Origin of the sequence: Rufibacter sp. DG15C (assembly GCF_001577755.1) — a bacterium.
GTDB lineage: Bacteria > Bacteroidota > Bacteroidia > Cytophagales > Hymenobacteraceae > Nibribacter.
In genome coordinates this window covers 3078683-3105558 of record NZ_CP010776.1, presented here as the reverse complement: position 1 = coordinate 3105558, position 26876 = coordinate 3078683, and the positions used below count along the sequence as shown (strand labels likewise).

The following is a 26876-nucleotide window of genomic DNA, read 5'->3' as shown; positions in this document are numbered from 1 at the left end:
TAAAAAGATGCAGAAAATCTACTTGCACGCCTCCCTTTTCTTCCTGACCATTCTCAGTTCCTTTGGCCAGACCACCAAACCAGACAGCACCGTTTTCAAAAGCCGGAAGCTCAAGACCCAGGAGATCAATTTCGTATCTAGCTATTACACCCAGGACGGGAATAACTCTGCCGTGACGGGTGGCATTGGCACCGAGGAGCTTACGGACGTGGCCACCACCTTTGACATTACCATGGCCAAAGGAGACGCCAGAAACCGGCTGCATTCCTTCAGGTTGGAGGTGGGTTTTGACCATTATTCCTCGGCGTCCTCAGACCTGATTGACCCTACCACCATCTCTTCTGCGAGCGCGGCAGACAACCGCATTTATCCTTCGCTTTCCTGGGCCATGCAGGATGATGAAAAAGGATACTCCATGGGCGCCGATGTTTCTGTCTCTACAGAGTATGACTACTTCTCCAAAGGCGTGAACGTGAACTTCGCAAAGTTCTCCAAAGATAGAAACCGTGAGGTGGGCTTGTCTTTGAGCGCCTTCCTGGACTCCTGGAGCATGATCTATCCCATTGAGCTGAGAACACTGGAGACACCTTCTGGCCCGGTAGACAACCCAGACGCGGGCGGCACCAATCCTCGCAATTCCTATAACGCGTCTGTTTCTCTGGCGCAGGTGATCAACAAGCGCTTGCAAGCCTCTGCCATGCTAGATTTAGCCTACCAGACGGGGCAGTTGGCCACGCCCTACCAGCGCGTTTATTTTACAGACAACTCGGTACATGTAGAAAAACTACCCGACTCGCGCGTGAAAATCCCGGTGGGCCTGCGCCTGAACTACTTTGCCACCGACCGCATCCTGGTGAAGACCTTCTACCGGTTCTACTCAGATGACTGGGGCATCACCGCGCATACCTTAGAGGTAGAGCTGCCCTACAAACTGACGCCGTTCCTTTCGGTGTCGCCATTCTACCGGTTCTACACCCAGTCGGCGGCAGATTATTTTGCGCCATATAGGGAGCACACCCCTCAGAAGGACTTCTATACCAGCGACTATGACCTGTCAGAGTTTGCCAGCCACTTGTTCGGGTTGAATGTAAGATACAATTCAGCCGACGGCATCTTGGGTATCAGTAAACTGAACACCCTGGAGGTACGCTATGACCATTACAACCGTGACACGGGCTTGGTGGCGGATGCCGTGGCGTTGGCGGTGACTTTAAAATAATTTGGCTTTGTTTGAAGCCTGCATTTTGACACATCCATGGCATTGATAGGCAAACCATGAAACTGGCCGTTAGTAGAATAACCTTTCTGTTGCTTTGGGCTGTCAACATCTCTACCCAGGCCCAAACAACCCAGATAGGACCGCCCAGTTTAGCATTAAGAGATACTTTATCCACTTCGGTTTCCCTAGCAGACTCTACGCGGACAGAGTCTCCAAAGCCCAGGTTGTCACCCGCCGTTAAAGTGATGGGAGCGGTTTTGGCCGGGGCTGCGGTTTGGACGGCTACCTATGCTTGGGTAGACGAACCGCTTCAAAAATACATGCAATCCCACAGAACCAAACCACTAGATGAGCTAGCGAAAGTAGTGGAGCCGATGGGGCGGCAGAGGCTGTTCCTGCCCGCCACGGGTACCTTGGCGGTGATAGGATTTGCCCTGGGTGATCCCAACCTAAGAAAAGCAGGAACAGTATCATTTGGCAGCCTTCTCATTAGTGGTGGCGTCACTGGCTTTATCAAAAACCAGGTACACCGCTACCGGCCCAGCGGCACCAATGAGAACCATTTTTATGACTGGGGCATGGACGTGTCAGAGAATACCTCTTTCCCCTCCTCGCATACCACGGTGGCCTTCGCCGTGGCTACCTCTGTATCCTCTGTGTATGGAAAAGAATATAGAATCGTTTCACCCTTGGCATATGGTATGGCCACACTTGTGGGTCTTTCACGCATCAATGACAATGCGCATTGGGCCACGGACGTCATGGCGGGCGTCGCTTTGGGGTATTTGTCTGCTAAAGGCTCTTTGCTCTTTTACAATCTGGCCGAAAGTAAATTAAGCAATCGTAAGAGGCGTTTTACGCTGGCTCCGCAGGTGGGATTTTCGTCTGCCTCCTTCACAGCTTCGGTAACGTTTTAAATATTAACCATTGGCAAATCGTTTTTAGGCTGTTTTCATTAAAAGAGGCTAAAAACGACGAACTATGCTTTTTATTGTTTTCATTTTTCGGGTTACCTTCTTGAGGCAGAAGGGATTAAGGACAAACCCTAACGCCTATGAAAACGCCAACAAACCCTATCCTATTACTAGTTTGCTGCTGTCTCGCTTTCCTTTTGCACAGCTGTGAATCATCACAAAATTCGGCCGTTTCTTCTAAACCAGAGGTAGCCGCTACAGATGCCGCCGCTCCTACCAAAGATGATGAAAGCACTTCCAATTCTGAGAAAACACCTTCGCAACTGGTAATCAAGGAGGCTGATGTCCGGTTTCAAGTGAAGGACATGGTGGCGAGTACACAGCGCATTGAGGCGGCCGTTAAGCAGGCCAACGCCTTGGTGTCTAATACCTCTCAAAACAGCCAAGAAGACGAACTCTCCACTGACTTTGTCATTAGAGTACAGCCAAATCAGTTTCAACCCCTGCTAGACCAATTGCAAAAAGAAAGCGTGAAGTTGGACTTTAAGAATCTGGGTTCTGACAACGTAGCCATGGAGTACGTGGATGTGCAGGCCAGAATCAAGGCCAAGCGCTCATAGAGGCTAGGTATATGGCCTTGTTGACGCAGGCGAATACCATCAAGGAGATTCTGGAGGTGGAGCAATACCTCGATAGCATTCGGGAAGAAATTGAAAGCGCCGAGGCCCGCCTCCGTTTCCTGAAAGACCAGACTGCTTACAGCACCATTCGGTTGAGCATTTACCAGGTTGTACCCATGAGCTTCTCTGAGCGCATTGGCTTGGGTACCCGTTTCTACAATGCCTTCGGGACGGGCTGGCAGTTATTCCTGTCTTTGTTGGTGGGGCTTTGCTACATCTGGCCGCTTTGGCTGGTCCTGGCTGGCATTTTATTCCTTAGAAGAAAAGGCTTGGTGTAAATCATTTTTGACCAGTTTTCACCAAAAGAACCCAAAAACGAAAGTCTTTGGGCTCTTTTGGTTTTACGATATAGTTAAGTAATTATACAACCGGTTCTCTCCTACTGCCACGGTACAACTCATATTTGAAAAGGCGGCATTCAATAGGCCCATTATACAATACAATCCTACGCGAAGGCTTTAAGCCGATGTGCTTGGCGGCCTCCAAATTGCCAGTAAAGATGAAAGCGTCCCAGTCCTGGAAATTACTTTTAAGCGTGTCCCCTATCATCTTGTAGAGGTCATTCATTTCACGGTCGTCCCCAATGCGCTCGCCGTAGGGCGGGTTTACTACAATGGTGCCTTTATCTGCGGGTTTGGTAGCCTCCGCGAAGTTGAGTTCTTTGATGCGCACGTATTCGTCCAGCTCGGCGTACTCCAGGTTTTGGAACGCGGCCTCCACAAAGTCCGGGTCAATGTCAGAGCCAAAAATTTCCACTTCAACCTCTTTGTCTTCCTGCGCCAAAGCGGCTTGATAGACTTCCTTGTAAAGCTCGGCGTTGTAGTCGGGCCAGCGCATGAAGCCATAGTCCCGGCGGTACACGCCGGGGGCAATGTTATGGGCCATCATGGCGGCCTCGGCGAGGATGGTACCGGAGCCGCACATGGGGTCATACAACGGCGACTTTCTATCCCAACCTGAGAGCATCAAAATACCGGCGGCTAGTACCTCGTTCAAAGGCGCCACATTGGTCTGCTGACGGTACCCGCGGCGGTGCAGAGAATCACCAGAGGCATCTAGGGCTAACGTGACGATGTTCTCATGCATGTGCAGGTTGATACGCACATCTGGCGTGGCCACGTCTACGCTGGGGCGCTTGCCGGTATTATCCCTGAACTGGTCTACAATGGCATCTTTAGTCAATTGCGAGACGAACAGCGAGTGCTCAAAGGTGGAGCGGGCCACTACGGCATTTATGGCAAAGGTGCTGTCTACGGTTAGGTACCTGGTCCAGTCCTGTTCCCGCACTTTCAGGTACAGTTCCTTCTCGTCCCGGGCCTTGAACTGCGCGAAGGGCTTGAGAATGCGGATGGCGGTGCGGCACCAAAGATTGGCGCTGTACAGCAGTCGTTGGTCACCAGAGAAGGTCACGGCACGTACGCCCACTTTCACAAACTTCGCCCCTAAATCCGTCAACTCCTGGGCCAGCACTTCTTCCAACCCGGCCAAAGTGGTGGCGGTCATGTTAAAGGTTTCGGGTTTGGTAGCTTTGGCCATAGACAAATTGGTTGGGTGGATGATGAAAGCGCAGGTGCGTTTTATAGGCGCAAGTTCAGAAAAAAAGCCCACGTCTGTTGCATTCTCCCGCAAAGACCGGCTGGTTCTCAAAAGATTCTCGCAGGTTTGACCTGCAGGCCTTACCAATCCCAATACGTTTCCGTAATTTTACCTCGCACCAGATTAGCACCTTTGCCCATGCAAATCAAGAAAGAGGTCTCTCTTAAGCCCTACAACACGTTTGGAATAGATGCCAAGGCCAGCTTATTGGCCGAGTTTTCCACTACCCAGGAACTTCAGGACATCTTGCAGCATTCCGCCATCAAACCCCTGCCTAAACTGATTCTCGGCGGCGGAAGCAACGTGCTCTTCACCCAGGACGTGGAGGCGGCCGTGCTGTTGAACCGCATCAAAGGCATCACCCAGGAAGACCAACCCGACGGCGAGCATGTACTGGTGACATCTGGTAGCGGCGAGACGTGGCATGACCTGGTGCTGTATTCCATCGAGCATCACCTGGGCGGCATCGAGAATCTGTCTTTAATACCGGGCACGGTGGGCGCGGCGCCTTTGCAGAACATTGGGGCCTACGGGGTAGAATTGAAAGACACGTTCTACTCTTTAGAGGCTGTGGAGATGGAGACGGGCAAGCTTATCACCTTCACCAAAGACCAGTGCAACTTTGGCTATCGCGAAAGCATTTTCAAGAAAGACGCCAAAGGCAAATACATCGTCACCTCAGTTACTCTGCAACTTACCCGCAAACCCACCTTCAACACCTCTTATGGGGCGATAAGTCAGACGCTGGAAGAGATGCAGGTGAAAGAGTTGAGCTTGAAGGCCATCAGTGACGCAGTGATTCATATTAGAAGAAGCAAGCTTCCAGACCCGGCCAAGATTGGCAACGCCGGTTCCTTCTTCAAAAACCCCGAGATTCCTATCGCCCAGTTTGAGCTGTTGAAAGCGCAATACCCCAACATGCCCGGCTATCCGGTGAGCGAGTTCACCGTGAAAGTACCTGCCGGCTGGATGATTGAGCAATGCGGTTGGAAGGGCAAAGTCCTGGGCCAACACGGTGTGCACAAAGACCAAGCCTTGGTGCTAGTGAACTACGGCGGCGCCACCGGCAATGAGGTCAAAGAACTGGCCTATGAAATCATCCACTCGGTGCAGGAGAAGTTCGGTATCACGCTCACACCCGAGGTGAATATCATTTAGAGATATAATTGCCACTTACTAAGGCACAAGAATGCCAGCTTATAAATAAAAAAGACCAGCTCAAAAGGCTGGTCTTTTTCTTAAGGTTCGTTTTTGGTCTGTTTTCTCAGAAATAGCCCAAAAACGGTATTATTTCAGAACAATAACAGAAGCTCCATCGCCGCCGCGTTCTATGTGCTCATTGCCCACGCTGGCTACTTCTTTCAAGGTACGCACGTAATCCCGTACCACTTGCTTCAAGACGCCGTTGCCGCGGCCGTGGATGATTTTCACCTCGGGGATGCCCAACATGATGGCGTCATCCATGAAGTTCATGACGGTAGTCAGGGCGTCCTCTGCGTACCTGCCGCGCACATCTAAGGTGTGCTGGAAGTCGGCCATGCGCTGGGTCACGTCCATGCCTTTGGTCTGGCCCGAAGGAGCTGCTGGCTCCTTCGCTTTCTTCTCCTTCATCCAGGCGGCGTTGTGGTCAGGGCGTTCCAGTTTGTCCAGCTTCACAATGGTCTTCAAACCCCCGAAGCTCACCTCGGCGGTTTTACCTTTGACAGCCAACAACTCACCTACAGAATCCTGTCCCTGCAACACCACGCGCTCACCAACCTGCAACGGACCGCTTTTGGCGTTTCCGTTTCTGATGATGGGCTTAGGCTCTGGCAATAGCTTTTCTTTGAACGTCTCCAGTTCCTGGCGGGCCACTTTGGTTTGCTCCTTTTCGGCCTGACTTTTTCTAATCTGCTCAATGGTGTTCTCAATCTGCTGATTGGCGTCCTTGAGCAAGAGCTTGGCCTGGGCCTTGGCGTTCCGGATAACGTCTGTTTTGCTTTCTTCCAGGTGTTGCTTGAGGGCAGTGTATTCCTGCACCGCTTTCTGCAGTTTGCGTTCCTGCTTGGCTACGCTGGCATTGCGCACCTCAAAGTCGGTTTTTTCCTGCTCTAATTGCTCCAGCAGTTTGTCATAGCGAATTTTTTCCTTGCCCACCAAGTTACCGGCCTTGTCAAGGATATTCTTAGGCAGGCCAATCTTGCGGGCAATCTCCAGGGCAAACGAACTACCCGGCTTGCCAATCTCCAGCTGGTACAGCGGTTGCAATTCGGCGGGATTATAGCGCATGGCCCCGTTCACAATACCCGGCGTCTTTTCTGCGAAGTTCTTCAGGTTGGTATAGTGGGTAGTGATGACCCCGTACACGTTGGCTTGATGCAGTTGACCAAGCACCGCCTCAGCTATGGCACCACCCAGTACAGGCTCTGTACCGGTACCAAACTCATCTATCAAGACCAATGACTTCTTACCCGCAAAGAGCACAAATTGCTTCATGTTCTGCAAGTGCGAGCTGTAGGTACTCAGGTCGTTTTCAATGGATTGCTCATCGCCCATGTCCAGGAAGACGTCATCAAACATGCCTGCCTCAGAACCCTCGCCTACCGGAATGAGCAGTCCGCACTGCAGCATATACTGCAACAGCCCTACCGTCTTCATGGCCACCGATTTACCACCGGCGTTCGGGCCCGAAATCAACAGGATGCGCTGCTCTGGGTTTAACTCCAAAGACAGCGGAACCGCCTTTTTGCCGTGGGCCAGCATGGTCAAATGCAGGATGGGGTGGCGCGCGTCCTTCCACTTAATGATTTGCTGTTTCTGCAGCTTAGGCATGACCCCACCAATGCGGTTGGCCAAAACTGCCTTGGCTCTGATGAAATCCAGCAAAGACAAGAACTGATACGCTTTCTTAAGGTTAGGCAGATGATGACGTACCTGGTTGGTGATAGCCGTCAACAGTCTAATCAGCTCGCGGTGGTAGGCGTTCTCCAGGTCTTTGATGTCATTGTTGAGCTCAAAGACGCTTTCGGGCTCCAGGTAAATGGTCTGGCCGGTGGTTGACTCATCATGGATGAGACCTTTGATGCGGCGCTTGTACTCGGCGATGATAGGAATTACCAAACGACCGCCCCTGATGGTAGGCTCAGCATCACCGGGCGTCCAGCCTTCGTTCTTGGCGTGGCGTAGAATGCTGCTGATGGTTTTACGCAATTGCGTTTGCTGGCCAATGAGTTCGCGCTTTACGCGCTGCAACTCAGGTGAGGCGTCCTCGCGCACATTGCCAGAATCATCCACCAGCTTGTCCATGGCGGCCACCAGGGCACGGTCCACTTCCACGCCTTGGGTCAGGGCTTTCAGGGCCGGGAACGCGGCTTCATCCGACTCATAGAAAAAGCCCAGCGCCTGCCGGATGGCCCGCAGAGACATTTTGATTTCAAAGACGCCGCGCACCTCCATGAACGCACCTTCCAAGGCGGCACGGTTCAGGTGCTCAGTTACGTCAAAATAGTATTGAGAAGGAAAATCCTCGCCAGAGTTTAGAATTTGCGAAAACTCATCAGCTTGGTGTAAAAGGCGCTCTACCAGGTCAAAGCGGTTCAGGAACTGAACGCGGTCTACAAAGCGGCGGCCCAAGGGACTTAGACAAGCATCTGACAGCATTTCTTTAATCTGCCCGAAACCTATCTTCTGTTCAAAATTTGATGGATATATCAAGTTCTCTTTTTGTGTAGTTCGTTGTTTTAATTCGTTCTGCGGCCTGTTTTCACAAAAGTAGGTTAAAAACAGCATTGCCAAGCATTGGATAACAGATTGAGGTAATGGGATGTTCCTTGGTGGGAGGAATTATTTGAGGGAAAGTTTACAAGGTATGGGTTTGAAGCTTGAATCCGTTTTTGGGTAGTTTAAAGAAAACAACCCGAAAACGAATGCACTTTTAGCCACCGCCTAACTAATTCGGCCTCAAGGTCCTTTCAGGATGACAAAAGAGAGGCATAGATTCTGAAGATTGAAAATTTGAGCATGGCGACTAGCCGAGGAAATTCTACTTCTCTAAAACTTCTCCTCTATCCCCAGCCCAAACAATGCGAAGTCATATTTGACCGGATCTAATGGGTCATAGGCGCGAAGGTGGGCGATGAGCTCCTCGGCCATGGCCCAGTCTGACTGGGAGCGCTCAATGAGGTTGAGTTTGCGGGCCACGCGCTGCACGTGCACATCACAAGGACAAATCAAATCGGCGGGCGACATGCGGTTCCAAATCCCGAAATCCACGCCAGACTCGTCCTTTCTCACCATCCAGCGCAGGTACATGTTGACGCGCTTGCAGGCAGATTTCTTGGCCGGCGTGGAGATGTGCTTTCTGGTTCTGTGCGGGGCCTCGGGCAAGGAAAACACCAAGTTATAGAAATACTCCAGCCTTGCTTTTTGAGTGGTCAAGGGTGAATGGCCCGTGCCTATAAATGCTTCTTCTAACGTGTCATGCTGCTCATAAAACCGCCTGAAGAAATGGACCAGGTACAGCAAGTCTGTGTCGTTAAAGGTGCGGTGCTTGAAGCCCAATAGGTTCTTGAGGTCTTCGTCCTGATGGTGCAGAATGAATTGGTACGGGGCGTTGTCCAGGCGCGTCATCAGCTCGGTACACTTGTTGATAATGGTCTTGCGCTGGCCCCACGCCAAAATAGACGCGAAAAACCCGGCTAGCTCAATGTCCTGCTTGTGCGCAAATCTGTGCGGAATACAGATAGGGTCATTGTCAATGAACTCCAGCGTGTTGTACCGACGGTATCGGTCTTCTAGCAAGGCTTTAATCTGTGCGGACAACTTTTTTAATGATTAATGAATAGTGAGTGATGATTAATAAAGAAGGATCAATCTAGAATGAGTCATACGAAAAATGAAGCGCTACAAGGGAAAGCCACCATTATTAATTGGTCATTAATCACCTTTCATTAAAAAGTCATTAAGACAAAAGAGGCGAAAAGCGGAGTCCTTGGGGGATTTCCGTTTTTCGCCTCTTTTGGTGAAAACAGGGCAAAACGCCTTATGGCATGTAAGACAACTCTACTCTGAAGCGAGCATCATTGGCGCCAATCTGCTGGCAGGCCTTTTTGGAAAGCCTGATAACTACTTTCTCATTCTCGCCGGTCTCAGGCAGTTTACCAATTACACGCACGTACACGGTTTGGCTGTTCATGGGGTTTTTTACCGCCATGATGGTGCCTACCGGAGCTGTTTTGTGCAAGGCTAAGAATTTGTTGTTGTCCACTTTCTGGTCAATGGCTTCGGCCATGCCGCTCTCAGAAACGCGGGCACTGTATTCAGTGGTAACTGTTTCGTTTTCTTTAGAGTCACTTTTAGTAGATGCTGGCTTGGCAGCAGAAGCAGCCGGTGTCTCAGATTTAGGCGCTTCGGTTTTAGCGGCAACTGGTTTGGCGATGGTAGTTGGGATGGCTGGCTTGGCTGTTACCGGCTTCACGCCTGTTTTAGATTTAGAAACTGCTGGCGTGGCTGGCTTCTCTGTCTTTTCAGTCTTATCCGTCTTTTCTGGGGTGGCTGCTACAGTGGCCGCTGGTGTGCTACCGGCTTGTTTTGGCAGGGTCACGTCTTCGTCCTTCTCAGGCACATAGATTGGCTTTTTAGCGGCCGCTTGCGCGTTTGGCTTGTCGCCGGTGCCCACAATCAGTTCCTGGCCAATCTCTACCGTGTTTTCGGTGAGCTTGTTCCACTTCTTAAGGTTGTCCAATGATACTTGGTGCAGCCTGGAGATGGCGTAAAGCGTCTGCTTTGGCAACACCGTATGGATTCTGTTTCCTTTGGCATCTACCACATACGTTCTGCTAGCGGCTGGAACCGCGGCAGTAGAAGCAGGCGTTGCAGCCGGAGAAGCTGGTTTTGCAGCGGGCGTTGCTGGTTTGGTAACGGCAGAAACTGTTTTCACTGGCACAGTGGCCGTGGCGCTACCAGTTTTAGAAGGCACAAGGACTATTTGCCCAACATGGATGGCTTTCTCAATATTTTTGTTGGCAGCCACAATCTGACCCACCGGCACACCGTACTTTCTGGAGAGAGCGTACAGGGTTTCGCTGGGTTCCACTTTGTGGGTAATGAAAATTTTACCGTTTACGGCCTTAGTTCCCACAGAATCACGCACCACCATAGTGCCCGCATGAGCCGCCCCAACACTAACCAGGGCGCATCCTAGAACAAACACAAATTTCTTCAACATTGGACTCTATTTCTTAATCAAAATTCACATTCACAGGGATTGACGCAGACAAGAGGATATTTTTACCCTGTACCAGAAAAAGGCGACCGGCCTGAACAAAAAAAGGAGGCCCTCCTATTCTTTCTGCATCTTTCAATGGGCAGCACTCGTATAATGCTTCGCCATTTAGGCTGTAAGTTACCAAAAATTTCACAAACAACCCGTTCTCTTGCACTACATAGTAGCTGAGAATAAAGCAACTATCTAACTCCAGGTACTCAATATAGCCTGTGGCCGAATGCCCCCGGTGCCTAAGCAAAAAGGTGGCCAAATCCTCAAAGTAATCACTCCCCTCTTCATACAACTCTGGATAGTTCACAGGATACTGCGTACCACTCTTTGTATTTTCCTGAAAAATAGCGGGTTCTGAATTGGGTTGGGCCTTCAGGACTTTTCCTGAGAATGCGTCAACTTCTGTAATTACCTTAGGCTGGGCTCCAATCTCTGATAAGAGAATACTACCTGAGCGCTGCCCTACCCATTGGGCATTGGGCTCCTCAAACAACACTTTCTGAGTGGCAATTTCTATGGCCGTGATTCCTTTGGGTTGGCCTAAATGTCCCGTCCGCTCAAATCCATGTAGGTACAGCACCTTGTCATTGAAGCCTGCTAAACCCGTCCACCAAAGTTCTGCTACCTGAAAGTGGTCTAACACCATCTCTGGCGTATTGGGCGAAAGAATACAAAAGTACACCTGCAAAGAGGCCGTGTCTCTTACTTCAATCCCTATCAGGCCCGTGGCTTCGTCTGGCAGCAGACGCCAGATGTCTCCCTTAAAACTGTAGCTAACGGAAGCAGGAATGGAAGGCATGCGTTTTTGGGCTGTTTTGGTAAAAGTAAGCCAAAAACGGAAATGATGCCGGAGATCCTTTCTCTCCCTCTTTCATGAAGAATACTATCTTTGGCCTGTAAACTTGAAACGCCATGACCACTTTAGGAATAATCCCTGCCCGCTACGCCTCCACCCGTTTCCCGGGAAAGCCCTTGGTGGACCTAGCCGGAAAAACCATGATACAACGGGTGTATGAACAAGCCCTGAAATCTGATTTAACCTCAGTGGTAGTGGCTACGGATGATGAACGTATTCTGACGCATGTGCTTGATTTTGGCGGAAAGGCAGTGATGACGGGTGAGCACCACCAAAGCGGCTCCGATCGTTGCTACGAAGCGTACACGCAAGTTGGACAGGAATTTGACGTGGTGGTGAACATCCAGGGTGATGAGCCTTTCATCCAGCCCGAGCAGATTAACAAGGCAATTTTCTGCTTTCAGCAACCCGAAGCGCAGATTGCCACGTTGATAAAACCGATCCAAAGCCAGGAAGAGCTCTTCAACCCGAACAGCCCCAAGGTGGTGATTGGCGCCCAGCATCAGGCCTTGTATTTTAGTCGGCATCCTATCCCCTATTTGCGCGGAGCAGAGCAAGACCAGTGGCTAGAGAAACACGCGTATTACAAGCACATCGGGATTTACGGATACCGTTCCGAGGTTCTAGCTGAACTAACGCAATTGGCTCCCTCTGCCTTGGAGAAGGCCGAGTCCCTTGAGCAGTTGCGCTGGCTGGAGCACGGCTACCGCATCGTCACCGCCGTTACTGATTTAGAGACTATTGGCATTGACACCCCTGAGGATGTAGAGAAGGCATTTGCTTATTTAAAGAAATAAGAAAAGCTCGTATTTGACCTGATTTCCAGAAAACAGGGTAAAAATGACATTAAAATTTTCCAGACTCATGACTCGCGGCACAAGACTCAGGACTAAAACCTAACCTCCCGCCTTTTTGGCTTTGTAGCCCAGGTCCAACAATACCTGCATGACCTTGTCCCGGAAGTCGCCTTGGATCATGATTTCATTGTCTTTGGCGCTCCCGCCCACGCCGCATTTGTTTTTGAGGGTTTTGCCCAAGGTCTGCAGGTCCTCGTCCTGCCCCACGAAACCCGTAATCAACGTTACTTTTTTACCGCCGCGCGCTTTCTTGTCTAGTTGCACGCGTAGGTCTTGCTGTTGGGGGGGCAGAGTGGCAATGGTTTCGTCCTGCTGGTAATCGTATTCAAAGTCTGGGTTGGTGGAGAAGACCACGCCGTCCCGGTTTTTTTTGTTTTTACTCATCTTCTTTTCTTTAAGCTAAAGCGGCTACTACTTCCAGTGATTTAGGGAATAGCTTCACTTCAAATTCTGTGGCCTGGCCAATATACTCTCCATCTGCATGAAAATGCTGGGGCTCTTTGCTTTGCACCTGCACAGTGGCACACGTATGGAACTCGGCTAGGGACGAGGTGGCAATAGTTTTGGTCATGAGTCCATATCCCAGTTGTAAAGCTTGTATTAACCCAACGTGCCTGATTAAGCAAACATCCAAAAGTCCATCCTGAATATCGGCCATAGGTGCAATAAACGCGTCATTCCCGTACTGGGCGGCGTTGGCAAAGGCAATCACGAAGAATTCCGAACTGAGTTCCCGGTCGTTCACGCGAACCGTGGCCTCTTGGGCAAAATATGCCCTAAATTCTTTGATCACCAACTGCACATAGCTGGTCAAGCCGCGCTTCACGCTCTTAGCAAACGCGGAGCTCACTAAGCCGTCAAATCCAATGCCCGAGGTGCAGAAAAACGGATGCCCGTTGATGGCGCATGAGTCAATGTGGTGAAAAGTGGCCTTGTTAATCAACTCCAGCGCCTGCGGCAACTTAAGAGGAATTTTCAAATGTCGCGCCAAACCGTTGCCTGATCCCTTGGGCAGAATACCTAAGGCGGTGCTGGTGTTGAGCAGCCCTCTGGCCACTTCATTCACGGTGCCGTCTCCGCCTACTGCTACTACTAACCTAGTGCCTTCTTCAGCGGCTTGTCTAGCCAGTATTGTAGCATGGCCAGCGTACTCTGTTAAAAGCAGACAGGGCTCCCAGCGCTCCATGTCCAAGCCTTGCTCAATCAGGGCGGGCACGTCCACGCCGCTCTTGGTCCCCGACTTGGGATTCAAGATAAAACACACTTTCTGACGAGTTTGGCTCTGGCTCATGCGTTGGTTAGTACGTCGTTTTTGGCCTGTTTTGGTAAAAATAGACAAAAAAAGTGGTGCCGCTCTACAGCAACACCACTTCTTAAGAGTATAAAAGCTTTATGCTAACTATCCAATGCGAGCGATCAAATCTGCGGCACGGTTAGAGTAGCCAGACTCGTTGTCATACCAGCCTACCACTTTCACTAAGGTACCGTTGGCAGAAGTAAGGTCGGCGTCAAAAATACAAGAGTGCGGGTTGCCCACGATGTCAATAGAAACGATTGGATCCTCGGTGTACTCCAAGATGCCCTTCATTGGTCCATCAGCGGCTTTCTTCATGGCGGCGTTGATCTCGGCTACGGTTACTTCGCGCTTCAAGACAACGGTTAAGTCTGTCAAAGAACCATCTGGAATTGGCACGCGCATGGCCACACCGTCCAATTTACCGTTCAAGTGAGGCAATACCAAGCCAACGGCTTTGGCAGCACCTGTTGAAGTTGGGATGATAGAATACGCGGCGGCACGGGCTCTGCGCAAGTCAGAGTGAGGCGCATCCTGCAGGTTTTGGTCAGCAGTGTAGGCGTGTACCGTGGTGATGTAACCTTTCTCAATTCCGAAGGCATCATCCAACACCTTCGCCATTGGGGCAAGGCAGTTGGTAGTACATGACGCGTTAGACATGATGGTCTCAGAACCAGTCAAGGTGTCTTCGTTCACGCCTAATACTACGGTTGGGATGTTTCCTTTGGCTGGGGCAGAGATTACTACTTTCTTGGCACCGGCTTCTAAGTGTCCACCTGCTCCTTTTTCGTCCACGAAACGACCAGTAGACTCCAATACTACGTCTACGTTCAGTTTACCCCAAGGCAAGTTCTTAGGCTCACGCTCAGCGTGTACTTCAATGCGGTTTCCGTTTACGGTGATGCTGTTTTCATCTGCAGTCACGGTGCCATTGAAACGACCGTGTACCGAGTCATATTTTAATAGGTGCGCTAGCGTGGCGTTGTCGGTTAGGTCGTTGATACCTACTACCTCTACGTTCTCGCGCTCCAACAGGGCTCTAAAGGTAAGACGGCCTATGCGACCGAAGCCGTTGATGGCTACTCTTATTTTCTTAGACATGGATAAATAAGGTTTGGTTATGGTTGTACTAACTACCGGCGAAGTTACGCCTCTTGGATAGCAAAACAAACTAAAATTTTGGGTCTCATTTTGAGCGCCTTACCAAATTAGGCACTTTTTTTTGTGGCCACCTTTTGCAAATCAAAATCACCCCGCTATATTTGCACCATCAAAACCGACAGATGGTCCGTTCGTCTAGGGGTTAGGACACCAGATTTTCATTCTGGTAACAGGGGTTCGATTCCCCTACGGACTACCAAAAAGCCGCTTCATGTAAATGGAGCGGCTTTTTTCGTTTATGTACATTTAGCTCAAGGAAATAAATCCAGCATTTTACTCCATGATTCGGTCGTTAAATTTTAAGGCTAAACAAATGCACAAAGGTAAAATTCGTAATATTACTCTTCGGCTTAGACGGCTAAATGCAGTTTGGTTCGTTTAAGCAAAACTGTTAGCACTCCTTTGCTGACGGTATCAAGTTTTAAATGAAAGTTTAGTTTATGGCTTCAGGTCTTCTTGCTTTATTAGATGATGTAGCGGCGCTTGTGAAAGTTAGTGCCGCCAGTTTAGATGATGTTCCGGCACAAGTGGCCAAAACCACTGGTAAGGTATCTGGTATCGTGATTGACGATACTGCAGTGACACCTAAATATGTAGTGGGCCTGGATCCTTCCCGTGAGCTTAGCATCATCTACCAGATTGCCAAGAAGTCACTAATCAACAAGATTCTGATTCTTAGTCCAGCCGCATTGTTGTTAGGCTTTTTCGCGCCGTGGGCCATAACGCCTATACTAATGCTGGGGGGCTCCTTTTTATGCTTTGAGGGCTATGAAAAGGTACATTCCATGTTCAGCAAACACCATGAGGGAGGGCACGGGGAAGAGGATCAAATGCAGGTGATTACCCCAGAAGAATTAGAGAAGGAAAGAATTGGCGGCGCCGTAAGAACAGACTTGATTCTTTCTTCTGAGATTGTGGCCATTACCTACTCTACTGTAGCCAATACGCCTCTAACCAACCAAATCATTGTGATGCTTGCCGTGGGTGTCTTTATTACAGTGGCTGTGTATGGCTTTGTAGGTTTAATTGTAAAAGCAGACGACATAGGCGTGCACATGGCTAAAGATAAATTCCATCCTGCGTTACAAAAATTTGGTAGAGGATTGGTTAAAGGCATGCCAGCTTTCTTAAAGATTTTGGCGTACGTGGGTACGGCCGCTATGCTTTGGGTGGGTGCCGAAATTGTAATCCATGGCATTCCTTTCTTGCATCATACTTTGGAAAACATCATTCACTCTTTACCTGATGTTCCTGCTCTTCAGTGGTTTGCAAAGGCTCTTATTTGTGCATTGGCAGGCATTGTGTTAGGTTTCCTTATTGAAAAAGTAGTGACGCTGGTGCGCAAGCTGTTTAAGTCTAAAAAAGCAGAAGCTGTTTGACAGGTGAAAATTTAACGAGACTTATTTAATAAGGTGTGATAGTTCTAGAATCAAAGGAGGACAAATAACGAATTGGCAATTAACAGGTTACCTAAATACATTTTCTAATAACCTTGCCCCATCAAGTCTAAACAGCAATAATTCTTCAATTTTTCTTTACTGCCCTTTTGCAAATCAAAATCACCCCGCTATATTTGCACCATCAAAACCGACAGATGGTCCGTTCGTCTAGGGGTTAGGACACCAGATTTTCATTCTGGTAACAGGGGTTCGATTCCCCTACGGACTACCAAAAAGCCCTTCAGAAAAAACTGAAGGGCTTTTTTATTTCTACAAGGACGCTGGCAATTATAACTGTTAAGCTAGCACAGCTAACACCTTATCGTTGCTCTTATTCAAAGCCATCCATTCTACCAGTAGCATCTGATACCCTACAACACAGTTGCGTTAAAAGTATCTCCCTGAGACACATCTCCTGTCTCAAAGCCTTTCTTAAACCACCTAACCCGCTGGGCTGAGGTGCCGTGTGTGAAGGAGTCAGGAATTACGCGTCCGGTGGACTGTTGCTGGAGACGGTCATCCCCAATGGCACTTGCCGCATTCAGGGCTTCCTCTAGGTCGCCAGGTTCCATGAATCCTGTGGAGCGTTGCGTATGGTGCGCCCATACGCCGGCGTAAAAGTCTGCCTGCAATTCAACCCTTACCATAAGTTTGTTGAATTCTGTTTCAGAAAGCTTGCCCCGCATTGCGTTAACTTGGTCCATGGCTCCTGTAAGCTTCTGCACATGGTGTCCTACTTCATGGCCTATCACATAGGCTTGCGCAAAATCCCCCTCGGCACCAAGCTTGTTATCCATCTCTTCAAAAAAGCTCAAATCTATGTACAGCTTTTCATCACCTGGGCAATAGAAAGGGCCTGAGGCAGAAGATGCAGTACCACAAGCTGAATTCACCTGATCTGAAAACATCACCAGTGTTGGCTCTCTGTATCCTTGTATGAGCTTGTTCCAGACATCTTCAGTATCTGCCAGTACAATTGCCGTCTGGTCAGCCAGCGCCTGCTCTTCTGGGCTCTGCTGGGTGGCAGAAGTTTGCGCATACTGAGGGTCCCCTCCCACAAACTGTTGTAAAAGCGTCAAAGGATTGGTTCCTGTTAAAAAGAAGACCAGGGCCAGTATGGCAACAATAACCAATCCAGCCTTAGAGAAAAGAAGCCGAATCAAGGGCAAGATCAGCATAGGACTGATGCCCCTGCCACCGCCACCTAAACCGCCTGCTGATTGGCCTCTCAGGTCTTCAATATTGCTACTTTTTCTTCTGCCTAGCCATTTCATAGTAATTCATTTTAAGAAAGAGTCTAATGGCAATGAGGTTGCCTTGCCATTTATTATTCCCAGTTTAACGGTGGACGCCCTCAATGGATGCACGTTTTTTTAACAGAACCTCTATAAGCGTATAGAGAAGGATTTAATTGCAGAGATTATTACGTAGACTAAAAGCTCATGTGGAAAGAAACCGGCATACAGAAACAGAGTGATGCTTGGATCCATCTTTCCATTTTAGTCTTTGTCACTACTTACTACTTATATGTTTTTCGGATGCAGTAAGAGCAGTAAAGGCGGATTGCCAAGGTACGTCAACCCACGATTTTGAATAATGTAAAAGGAGGCTTCTGTTCTTTAAAGAAACATTATTTGGGATGGGCTTATTCTAGAATGCTCCTTCTTATCGTAAATAATCAGCCAAGGATCAATACACTGGAAGTTTGGCTAGATATTTCAATCAAATAATCCAAAAAAGCTGCTTAATGAGAATAGATTAGCTTTTCCATTTTAGGGAATAAATTAATTTACGTGCTCTTTACCCTGTAATTCTCAAGATTGTCTGCTATAAAAACTTAACCGTGATGTAGCTGTTGGTGTTGCGGCCTTGGTCATCGGTGCAGGAGATTTTGTACTTACCGGCTTTGTCTGGTTCAAAGAACACTCGCTCATCAGAGGCAGCAGCTTGCAGGAGCTTGTCGTTTACGTACCAATAGACCTTTTTCACTTCGTTGAGGGTATTGCAATGCAACATGAGCTTTTGACGCTCCTCGCGCTCCAGCAGAAATTCCATGTTGGCTGTGGGCGAAGTGATAACAGGCGCGAATTCCTGAAAAATACGGTTGCAGTTGGGGTTGTGCGGAGGGAGTTTCTGGAACGGGAGGTTTTCCTGAGCGTAAAAACTGAGCAGCTCAGGCGGCAGGTTGGGGTACCATTTCTGGGTGAATCCGCTCTCTGGTTGGCAACTGGTGCAATAGGCAAATTTACCGTCTTCAGAGACATTCACTTTCTTTAAGTGCGCGCACTTGTTCACAGACGACGTTCCCGGAATGTAGGTGTCAACCAGTTGGTCTTGACAGAAACTGTTCACGGGCAAGCCACTCTGGGGGCAAACGCTTCTAAAACCAAGGCCTTTGGGGGCTAGGTACCAACTACCAGTGCTATTGTAATCTATGGTGTTGAAGAGCGAAAAAAGCAAAGGAGTGGCCGTGTCGGTGCCGTTCAATTCGGGTACGCCTTCCCCTGAGAAATTGCCCACCCATACGCCAATGGTGTAGTGCTGGTTGTAGCCAATGCTCCAAGCGTCTTTGCGACCGTAGGAGGTCCCGGTTTTCCAGGCGATTTTTGGCAAGTAAGAGCTGTTTTGGGCATTATGCGGTAGGTCGGGGCGTTGTAGTTGGGTAAGAATCTGGTTCACCATGAACGCCGAGGCCTCCGATATTAACTGCTTTTCCTGCCTTAAGGTATTATGCTGCAACCACCTGAGCGGCGCTTGCTTCCCCCCATTCGCGAAGGCTGAGTACAACGAGGTCAATTCCTCTAACGTGGCGCCGCACCCTCCTAGAATCATGGATAAGCCCATGTGCTTGCCGCGGCCCTTCATCTCAGAAAACTCAGCCTGCTGCAGTTTCTGCACGAAGGCCTCCACGCCCATCTGGTCCAGCACTTTTACCGCCGGAATATTCAATGACGTTGCCAAGGCTCGTTCAATGGTCACGCTGCCGTTGTAGGTGCCATAGTAGTTTTCGGGGCGATATCCAGAATAGTCTATGGGCACATCAGTGATAATGGTCTTGGGCGTAATCAGGCCTTTGTCAAAGGCGGCGGCGTACAGAAAGGGTTTCAGGGTACTGCCCGGCGACCGCAGCGCGCGTACGCCGTCCACCTGCCCGGCGTGCATGTCATCTGTAAAATCAGCGGAGCCCAAGTAAGCTTCCACGGCCTGGGTTTGGTTATTGAGCACCAACACAGCCGCGTTGTGAATGTTCAAGGCTTTGAGACGTTGCAGATAATTAAAAGCCAGCTGTTGTACCTTCTCCTGCACTGCGGGTTTGAGCGTGGTTTTGATGATAGCCTTGCCCGGGTATTTTTTGAGCATGCGGTAGGCAAAGTGCGGCGCCAACTTGGGAGCCTGCACTCTAAAGGCGTCCAGCGGTTCATGCAAGGCGTCTTCAATGGCCTCCTTCGGGAAGGCGTGTAGTTGCTGGTACTCCTGCAACCACTTGTTCCGGAAGGCCACAATGCGCTCATTTTGCACGCCAATCCTCAGAGACGAAGGCTTATTGGGAATGACCGTAAGCGCCACGGCTTGTGCCAAACTCAAAGCCCGCGGAGACTGCTGAAAATAAAGCACCGAGGCCGCTTTCACGCCTTCAATGTTTCCGCCGTAGGGTACCAAGTTGAGGTAAAGCTGCAGAATTTCGTCTTTGCTATACACCCATTCCAATTGCAGCGCCCTGAATACCTCCACCAGTTTGTTGGCGTAGGTTCGGTCTTTAGGGTACAGCAAACGCGCCACCTGCATGGTAATGGTAGAGGCACCTGAGGTTTTTCGGCCTTTGGTCAAATTGTTTACCACTGCTCGCGCCACGGCAAACGGATTTACGCCTGGGTGAGCATAGAAGTATTGGTCCTCCTTGAGTATCACGGCTTTCTTAAGCACCGGATTGATTTCATCTGGCTCTAGTTGCATGCGCCACTTGTCATCTCGGCTTAAAAAGGCATGCACCACGCTCCCATCTGCCGCCGTAATGACGGGCGAGTACGATACTTTCACCTGCAACGGAAATGCCCAGTTCAACAGTAGAAACACCACAACTGGAATGACCACTGCCGCCAACACGCGCAACACCCATTTCTTTCTAAAAAAGAGGGTTAGTTTAGCAGGTGAATTTTGGTGAAGCGGCATTTTGGTTAAGCAAGTACTCAGGTAAAGCTACTCCTTCTTTTTTAGCCTAGTTTCTGGGAAATAGGCTAAAAACGAGGGAATAGAAATCTCTTTCTATAGTTAGGACGATTTCACTGGTAACCGTTTTTGGCCTGATTTCTGGAAATCAGGCCAAAAACGAAATGTCTACCTCACCCGCACCACCCCGGCTCCGTTGTAGGAATGGTACTCGGCGTTGTACATGGCGTCGGCGCCAATGGGTCCCATCTGGAAGGTACCCTTACTTACCGCCCGCACCTGGTAGAAGAAGTATTGGGGTTTTGGCCTGGCAGTGGCATACAGGTTGATGCGGTCATCCCGGATGTCCATGTGGTCTGGCGTGCCGGGATTCATCTTTTGGAGCCACTGAAACTCACGGGCCGTCATCAGGCGGGGGTTCTCAATCTCAAAACCTGCCGGCAGCATATCGGTGATGGCTACATTTGGTATAGACCTTGTATCCAATGTCTGTAACTCCACCCGTACAATCACCAAATCATTCTGCTTGAAAGTATTGTTGGTGAGGGCTTTCCCGTTGCGGTCAAAGAAGGTTTTGCGCACTTTCAGGTAACTGTCTTCCTGCTTGTACGCACCACTCTGACTAATGCCTTCCAGTTCCCAATAGTAATACAGAATGCCTTTTCCTTTGCTCTGAAGGCTCACGGGCACGGTGCTCAGTTTATTGGATAAGGTCAGGTCTTTGCCCGAGTAGGTTCCAAGGGCTTTCCCGTTTTGTATCAACTGCGCCGTCTGGTTTCCCTTGCTTCGGCTGGCCAGTTTGCCCAAGGCTAATAATGCGAAAGCCCGCTCCTGAGTATTGTACCACCGCTTGGACTTGAGTTCTTGTGACAAATGCCGAGACAAGGTGCCCACCTGCGGATGTTCTGGGTTAGCCTCTACCAAACTGTTCAGAGAGATGGCCATGTCCCGCACCGGCGAATAGAAGCTTCCATCCAAGGCTCGCACTGAGGTTTCGCCTGCAAATGACTTTGGTAGAATCTGACTGAAGCTCTGGTAGCTTCCATTGAGCGCGTACGTGCTGGCTAACAAGTACCGAGAATCCATCGCCAACAAGTCTGGCTTGGACTTGTAGTAGTTCATGGTAGGCCAATCTGGTTTGCCTGCCAGACTGAGCACGTACAAGGAGTAAGACGCTTCATGGGCGGCAATCAGTTTGCTTTCTACTTTCCGTTGAACGTTGTAGAATTTGTATACCTCGGTGGCTTTGGTTTTGACCTTGTTTTGAAGGTAGGCAACTGCCTTTTTCAATACTTCCTGGCTTACCGGGTAGCCTGCTTTCTTGGCCTCCAGCAAGAAATGGGTACCGTAAGCGCTGCTCCACCAATCGGTTTGGGTGGCACCGGGCCAATAGGTAAAGCCACCGTCATATTGCTGCATGAGCTCCACCTTGGTGATGCCTTCCTGTACCAGGTGGTTCGGGTTGAAGGCGCGGCCTTTCTGGCCTTGGTTAAGGGCGCGGGCCAAGTCTGCGTAATACAGCAGCGGAAACGCGGTAGAAACCGTCTGCTCTAAGCAGCCATGCGGATACTGCAACAAATAGGTAATATCATCAGTGAACTGTGCCAGAGGCGAACTGCTCACTACTATTTTAGACGCTACTGAGGTGGAGATGAAGTCATGCGCCGGAGTGATAGTAGCAGTGGCCGCATCTTTCAGTGAACCTGCTCCAGTAATTTTAGTTAAAGGCGCAGCCGGCCGAACGGTAAGATCCGTGCTGCTACTAAACTGTTCACCTAGCGCATTAACTTTTACAACCACAGAGGCCGGCCCCGTGGCCGAAGCCGCCACCACTTGGTAGACCACCTGCGTCTCAGTATTGGCATTTACTCTGGCGGTTTTGGAGGTTGCACCCACTACGCGCAACGGTCCGGTCACGGTAATACTACTTTTCAAGTCCGTAGCCTTGCCAGTGGTATTGCTTACCATGACGGGCACTTGTAGAGTATCTTTAGGACTGGCAAATCGCGGCAAGGCGGTGCTCAGCACAATCGGGTCGGCTACCCGGAGCAACTTCTCTGCAGAACCGAAGGAGTTGCCTTTGTAAGCCACTGCCATCACCCGCAAGGTACCTGAGAATTCCGGTACTTTCACGTTGACAGAAGCCTCGCCGTTGCTATTGGTTTTGAGGTGGCCGCTCCAGATAGAGACCAGTTTCACGCGCTTAGAGGTCAAAGGATTCACACGCTTCTCCAGGTCATAGCCGTCGCCGCCCACGCTGGAACGACGGTTGCCAATCTCAGGAAACAGGTATGGGTACAAATCAAAAGCATTCACTTCCAGGGCGCGCTTCTGGTAGAAAAACCCGTGCGGGTCTGGCGTCTTGAAGTCTTTGAGCTGTAGAATACCTTCGTCTACTACCGCTAAAGTTACCTGCGCATTAGGAACGGTTTTCACTTTCACCAACTGCGTTCTTTTGGAGCGGGTGAGTTCTGGCGCTATTACGGCTACGTCCAGCTTAGTCGCCTTCTTGGTGACGGCCACGGCCTTGAACCCGCGGGCAATGGTCATGGGCAGGCTGTTGTCCTTGATTTCACGGAGGGCAATGGCCGAGATGTAAACCGTGGGCAGGAATTCGTCTTGAATGGGCAAAGTAAAAGAGGCCGCTTTTTTATCGGTGTCCAGGTAATGGTAGCTCAGGACCTTATTCTGCTCCACGGTTACCAGAATCTTGCCTGCAAACGGAGACTTAAATAGGACTTGAGCTTTTTCACCTACCTCATAGGTTTCCTTGTCCAAAGAAATGCCCACCTCGCCTTCTTTGCTTACTTCAAAGGAGGTATTCTGGGTATTTCCATACCCGTAGGCATAGAACCGCTGCACCACGTAATTATAGGCATTGGGACGCATGATGCGCAGTTCATACTCACCGGACGCGGAAGGCGTAAACGAGAAGACCTTGCCAGCGGCCGGAATATCCATGGCTTCATCTACCAACACAATCTCTTTGCGCTGCGAGTTATAGCCGTAGCTTTGGTCCATGCGCTCAATCACCGATTCATATAAGTACCGCACTACCTGCACGCGTGCCCGGGCAAATGTAGGTCTGCCGGCGCTATTCAAGGCAATAAGCGGCACTTGCATGGCCGTTTGAGTATTCACGTAGGTGTCAAACTTCTTAATCCCGAAGAAGCTTTCTTGGGTACTCACGGTAAAGCGGTTGAGGCGGTTCACGGGCCGGCCGGTTTCATCAAACACGGTGGTAAACACGGAGCCGTCCAGCATGCCAATATCTTTATGGCCCATCAACTCAAACTGCTCCTGTCCGTTCCCCTGCGCATCTGTCTGGCCTTGCCGTACGCTGGTCTGAATCTCTACCTCGTTAGACGTATTAATCTCAAAGTTGTAGTCAGGATAATTCTTCGGTTCAAAATCTTTCTTCTTTAAGCTCAACTGCACTTCATAATCACGTCCGGCGGCGGGCGGCCCGAAGAGGTTCAATGCATTCAGACTTACCTGCACCTGCTCTCCTGTTTTGAAATTGGTTTTATTGAGTTTGGTAGTGACTTTGAGGCGGTCAGGCATGAACTCCTCCACGCCAATCTTCTGAGAATTCAAAAGCACGTCATTTCCAGAATACACCTCTAGCGTGTAGGTACCGGTCACCGCCGAGGCTGGCAGGTAGAAATCTGTCGTGCGGGCTCCCTCTTGGTTCAAGGTGCCCTTCTGGCTGCGGTACTCTTTTCCATTGGGCAATAGGAGCTTGATTTTAATGGGCAGGCTGGCCACGGTTTTCCATTCTGGGGTACGTACCAGCGTATTCACGTGCACGGTGTCGCCGGGCCGGTACAAGTCGCGGTCTCCGTATATGAATGCGTCATAGATTACGCCTTCCAAGCGCTTGCCGCCCACGTCAAAGCGCGAGGTGTTGACGGTGGTCTGGCTGTAGGGCAGGTAGTTAAAGTCCTGTCCTTGGCGCGCCGTGATGAGGCTAATTTTAAAGTCAGGCGCGTTCTTGGCCATATCTGGCAGACGGGCTACTCCATCGTCATCTGTCGTGGCTTTGTATACCACCTGGTTGTTGGTGCTAATGAACCTTACCTCTACTCCAGACAGGGCCTCGGCGGTATGGATGGAATTGGCAAACAGCATTACCTCATTCTGGCCTTGCTTGGCAATCAAGCCTATATCCGAGACCGAGATGATTTTGGAATCCTGCATCCAGATTTTATCAGCGCTGGCCACGGTCAAGACATACAGGCCTTTGAACTGGCTGTCAAAATCCAGGTCGGCTAGATCAAGATTTAGCAAGGATTGGCTTCCACTTTTAGGCAGGCTCCCAGCTTCGTACTCCCGTTCATAAATAACTTTACCGTTCTGCTCGCTTACCTGATAAGTTTCATAATCATGATACTCCTCCGTTTCCTCATTATAATAGCCGTCATAAGACTTGCCCTCTTGCAGGAAACGAAGAATGTTGTTTTCATACACCTTGCTGATGGTCACTTTGATGCGGGGTACCTGGGCTAGATTTAAAGCAAGGTTTCGGGAACCCTGACTGCTGAGGTACACGGCTTTTTGGTCCACAAATGAAAGCGTGGGTGTAGTGTTCCCAAAGTCAACCCTATGTTGGGAAGTCTGCCCCAATGGTTGCCCAACGATGCCGCTTAGTTCCCCAGAAACAGAAACTGTATAGGCAGAGCTTCCGGTAAAACTGCCTCTGAGCACCAACCCATTGTCCAGTCGTTCAACTGTAAAGGTTCGGTAGGGACTTACGGTCACTAAGCTCTGCACATCTGGATTGGTAACGGGTTGTGAAGTGTACACATAAATGCTTTCCTGTCCTTCTTCTTGTGTGCCATATACTTCCCGAACTTGCATCTGCGCCTTGGTGGGAAGGGAAATTTCTTTGTCTATGGTTTGGGGAGTAGCGTAAGAACTGCCGGCAGTAGTGAGGCCTTTGGCAATGATAAGACGTAGGGCAATGGGACCACTTGAGCTTTGGTTGACTTGCTTTACTTTAAGCGTCAGCTGATCTCGGTTGCTGCTTACTAATTCAAATGGCAAAGCGGTCTGTTCTTGATACACTTTCAAAAGATCTATCAGCTTGGCATAAGTCACCGGATAGTTAAAGTTCAACTGAATGCTGGCTTCTAGTTCATTGGGGTTGTTTTGGTTCTGTACCCAAAACGTTCTGGTTTTTTCTAGTACCAGAAAGGGTGTATGAAACTGAACCTCTTGCCCTGCCGGAATCTTGAATTTATTCTCTGCGTGCTTGAGCAGATTAGGTGTCAACTCTGCCTTATAATTGGTAGACGGAGCAAAAGGTTTGGTGGGTGAAAACACCAATTCATCGGGGCTGGCCCATTTGAACTTGCCTTCAACCGCCGGGGTGAACTTAATATAGGGTACCGTGTCCCATTGGTTCAGCAGGGAATCTGACACCAACTTTTTATCAAAGGTGAAGACTAGGTTCTGCTCCTGTTCAATCTCCTCTTGAAAGTTCTGGCGGTCCAACCTAAGCTCATCACTTTTGCCGCGGCAACTGACCGTACAAATTAGAATTAGAAGACTCAATCCCTGCAAAGCACGGATGAAAAAGGAGGTGGCAGAAAACTTCATGTAGGTGTAGAGGGAAGAGTTTCGTTCTTTAAACTTACAAATAGTCTGGTTTATTTGATGGCATCTATATAGAATTATTCTTTTGAAAAAGTGGAATTGAGTTACTTTTTCAAAAGAACTTCAACAATATTTCATTCACAGCGACAGCCTCTTGAAATCAACCTATTTGTATGGGTTCTTTCTAGCAACCAAGTAGAAACAGATAAGAGTGTTGTATGAATCCTGCTTGGCAAGTTTCATACAATCCACTTTTAAGATTAACTCTTTGGTAGCCCCCGCGTATAGACCAAGCGAAAACTATCCAACAGAACCTATACCATTATGGCTAAATTAAAAACCTTAGAAGACCTGTTTGAACACCAGTTAAAAGACCTGTACAGTGCTGAAAAGCAACTGATAGAGGCACTTCCTAAAATGGCGAAAGCCACCGAAGACGTTAAGCTTAGAAAAGCTTTTGAGACCCACTTAGAAGAAACAAAAGAGCAGAAAGCCCGTCTTGAAAAAGTTTGTGAGCTTATTGGCATTAGCCCAGGTCGCATTAAGTGTAAAGCCATGGAAGGCTTGGTTGAAGAAGGTGAAGAGACCATAGAAGAAGACGCTAGCCCAGAAGTGAAAGATGCGGGCCTAATTGCTTCTGCACAACGCATTGAGCATTATGAGATTGCTGGATATGGTACAGCAGCACACTACGCAGAGCGCTTGGGCCACCCAGAAGCCGCACAACTATTGAGACAAACTCTTGAGGAGGAACAGAAAACGGACACCCTCTTGAACAAGCTTGCCAAAGGATATATCAACCAGAAAGCAGAATAGTTTAGACAAGGACTAAAGCAAAA

At 49.5% G+C, this 26876-nt stretch carries 19 protein-coding genes and 2 tRNA genes; 10 read left to right on the top strand and 11 right to left on the bottom strand.

Annotation, left to right across the window (positions count from 1 at the left end; genetic code table 11):
• The first annotated feature begins 7 nt into the window (after positions 1-7).
• From TH61_RS13220 to TH61_RS18425, 4 genes are all read left to right on the top strand, one after another.
• Positions 8-1219, top strand: a complete 1212-nt coding sequence (locus tag TH61_RS13220) for a DUF3570 domain-containing protein (RefSeq protein ID WP_066510182.1) — start codon at positions 8-10, stop codon at positions 1217-1219.
• A 56-nt stretch (positions 1220-1275) separates the two neighbouring features.
• Positions 1276-2136, top strand: coding sequence for a phosphatase PAP2 family protein (locus TH61_RS13215; RefSeq protein ID WP_082780377.1), 861 nt, complete (start codon positions 1276-1278; stop codon positions 2134-2136).
• A 137-nt stretch (positions 2137-2273) separates the two neighbouring features.
• A complete protein-coding gene (locus TH61_RS18430) occupies positions 2274-2753 on the top strand; it encodes a DUF4349 domain-containing protein (RefSeq protein ID WP_082780376.1) in 480 nt (159 codons plus the stop codon).
• An 11-nt stretch (positions 2754-2764) separates the two neighbouring features.
• Complete coding sequence (locus TH61_RS18425) at positions 2765-3091, top strand: DUF4349 domain-containing protein (protein ID WP_066510175.1); 327 nt, start codon at positions 2765-2767, stop codon at positions 3089-3091.
• 82 nt (positions 3092-3173) lie between these two features.
• Here TH61_RS18425 and TH61_RS13200 read toward each other — a convergent pair whose 3' ends face one another.
• Positions 3174-4442 (bottom strand): class I SAM-dependent RNA methyltransferase, encoded by a 1269-nt coding sequence (locus TH61_RS13200; RefSeq protein ID WP_231862220.1) that lies wholly within the window; start codon positions 4440-4442, stop codon positions 3174-3176.
• Positions 4443-4547: 105 nt separating this feature from the next.
• Here TH61_RS13200 and murB point away from each other — a divergent pair, with 105 nt between their 5' ends.
• Positions 4548-5567: a UDP-N-acetylmuramate dehydrogenase gene (murB, locus tag TH61_RS13195; protein WP_066510173.1), complete on the top strand. Its 1020-nt coding sequence runs from the start codon at positions 4548-4550 to the stop codon at positions 5565-5567.
• Positions 5568-5696: 129 nt separating this feature from the next.
• On the opposite strand, the gene TH61_RS13190 is transcribed toward murB, so the two are convergent.
• The 4 genes from TH61_RS13190 to TH61_RS13175 form a co-directional block, all read right to left on the bottom strand.
• Positions 5697-8102, bottom strand: a complete 2406-nt coding sequence (locus tag TH61_RS13190; RefSeq protein ID WP_066510170.1) for an endonuclease MutS2 — start codon at positions 8100-8102, stop codon at positions 5697-5699.
• A 336-nt stretch (positions 8103-8438) separates the two neighbouring features.
• The gene (locus TH61_RS13185) at positions 8439-9209 is read right to left on the bottom strand and encodes a TIGR02757 family protein (protein ID WP_066510167.1); all 771 of its coding nucleotides are present in this window, start codon (positions 9207-9209) and stop codon (positions 8439-8441) included.
• Positions 9210-9429: 220 nt separating this feature from the next.
• A complete protein-coding gene (locus tag TH61_RS13180) occupies positions 9430-10614 on the bottom strand; it encodes a LysM peptidoglycan-binding domain-containing protein (RefSeq protein ID WP_066510165.1) in 1185 nt (394 codons plus the stop codon).
• 13 nt (positions 10615-10627) lie between these two features.
• Positions 10628-11464, bottom strand: a complete 837-nt coding sequence (locus TH61_RS13175) for a DUF4905 domain-containing protein (RefSeq protein WP_066510164.1) — start codon at positions 11462-11464, stop codon at positions 10628-10630.
• 113 nt (positions 11465-11577) lie between these two features.
• Between TH61_RS13175 and kdsB the strand changes: the two genes are divergently transcribed.
• Entirely contained in the window at positions 11578-12318 is a 741-nt protein-coding gene (gene kdsB, locus TH61_RS13170; RefSeq protein WP_066510156.1) for a 3-deoxy-manno-octulosonate cytidylyltransferase, read from the top strand.
• Between the two features lie 99 nt (positions 12319-12417).
• Here kdsB and TH61_RS13165 read toward each other — a convergent pair whose 3' ends face one another.
• The 3 genes from TH61_RS13165 to gap form a co-directional block, all read right to left on the bottom strand.
• A complete protein-coding gene (locus TH61_RS13165; protein WP_066510154.1) occupies positions 12418-12762 on the bottom strand; it encodes a translation initiation factor in 345 nt (114 codons plus the stop codon).
• A 10-nt stretch (positions 12763-12772) separates the two neighbouring features.
• Positions 12773-13669, bottom strand: a complete 897-nt coding sequence (locus TH61_RS13160) for a diacylglycerol kinase family protein (RefSeq protein WP_066510152.1) — start codon at positions 13667-13669, stop codon at positions 12773-12775.
• Positions 13670-13777: 108 nt separating this feature from the next.
• Positions 13778-14773, bottom strand: coding sequence for a type I glyceraldehyde-3-phosphate dehydrogenase (gene gap / locus TH61_RS13155; protein ID WP_066510150.1), 996 nt, complete (start codon positions 14771-14773; stop codon positions 13778-13780).
• A 184-nt stretch (positions 14774-14957) separates the two neighbouring features.
• On the opposite strand from gap, the gene TH61_RS13150 reads away from it, so the two are divergent.
• The 3 genes from TH61_RS13150 to TH61_RS13140 all read left to right on the top strand — a co-directional run bounded on the left by TH61_RS13150 (position 14958) and on the right by TH61_RS13140 (position 16504).
• A tRNA-Glu gene (locus TH61_RS13150) sits at positions 14958-15032 on the top strand.
• A gap of 241 nt (positions 15033-15273) precedes the next feature.
• On the top strand, positions 15274-16212 hold the full coding sequence (locus TH61_RS13145) for a DUF808 domain-containing protein (protein ID WP_066510149.1): 939 nt from the start codon (positions 15274-15276) through the stop codon (positions 16210-16212).
• A gap of 217 nt (positions 16213-16429) precedes the next feature.
• Positions 16430-16504: transfer RNA gene (locus TH61_RS13140), tRNA-Glu, on the top strand.
• 139 nt (positions 16505-16643) lie between these two features.
• Here TH61_RS13140 and TH61_RS13135 read toward each other — a convergent pair.
• The 3 genes from TH61_RS13135 to TH61_RS13125 all read right to left on the bottom strand — a co-directional run bounded on the left by TH61_RS13135 (position 16644) and on the right by TH61_RS13125 (position 26040).
• Positions 16644-17546: a neutral zinc metallopeptidase gene (locus TH61_RS13135; protein WP_066510148.1), complete on the bottom strand. Its 903-nt coding sequence runs from the start codon at positions 17544-17546 to the stop codon at positions 16644-16646.
• Positions 17547-18099: 553 nt separating this feature from the next.
• Complete coding sequence (pbpC, locus tag TH61_RS13130; protein ID WP_066510146.1) at positions 18100-20442, bottom strand: penicillin-binding protein 1C; 2343 nt, start codon at positions 20440-20442, stop codon at positions 18100-18102.
• Between the two features lie 165 nt (positions 20443-20607).
• Complete coding sequence (locus tag TH61_RS13125) at positions 20608-26040, bottom strand: alpha-2-macroglobulin (protein ID WP_066510144.1); 5433 nt, start codon at positions 26038-26040, stop codon at positions 20608-20610.
• Between the two features lie 321 nt (positions 26041-26361).
• On the opposite strand from TH61_RS13125, the gene TH61_RS13120 reads away from it, so the two are divergent.
• Complete coding sequence (locus TH61_RS13120; protein WP_066510142.1) at positions 26362-26853, top strand: ferritin-like domain-containing protein; 492 nt, start codon at positions 26362-26364, stop codon at positions 26851-26853.
• Positions 26854-26876: the final 23 nt, after the last annotated feature.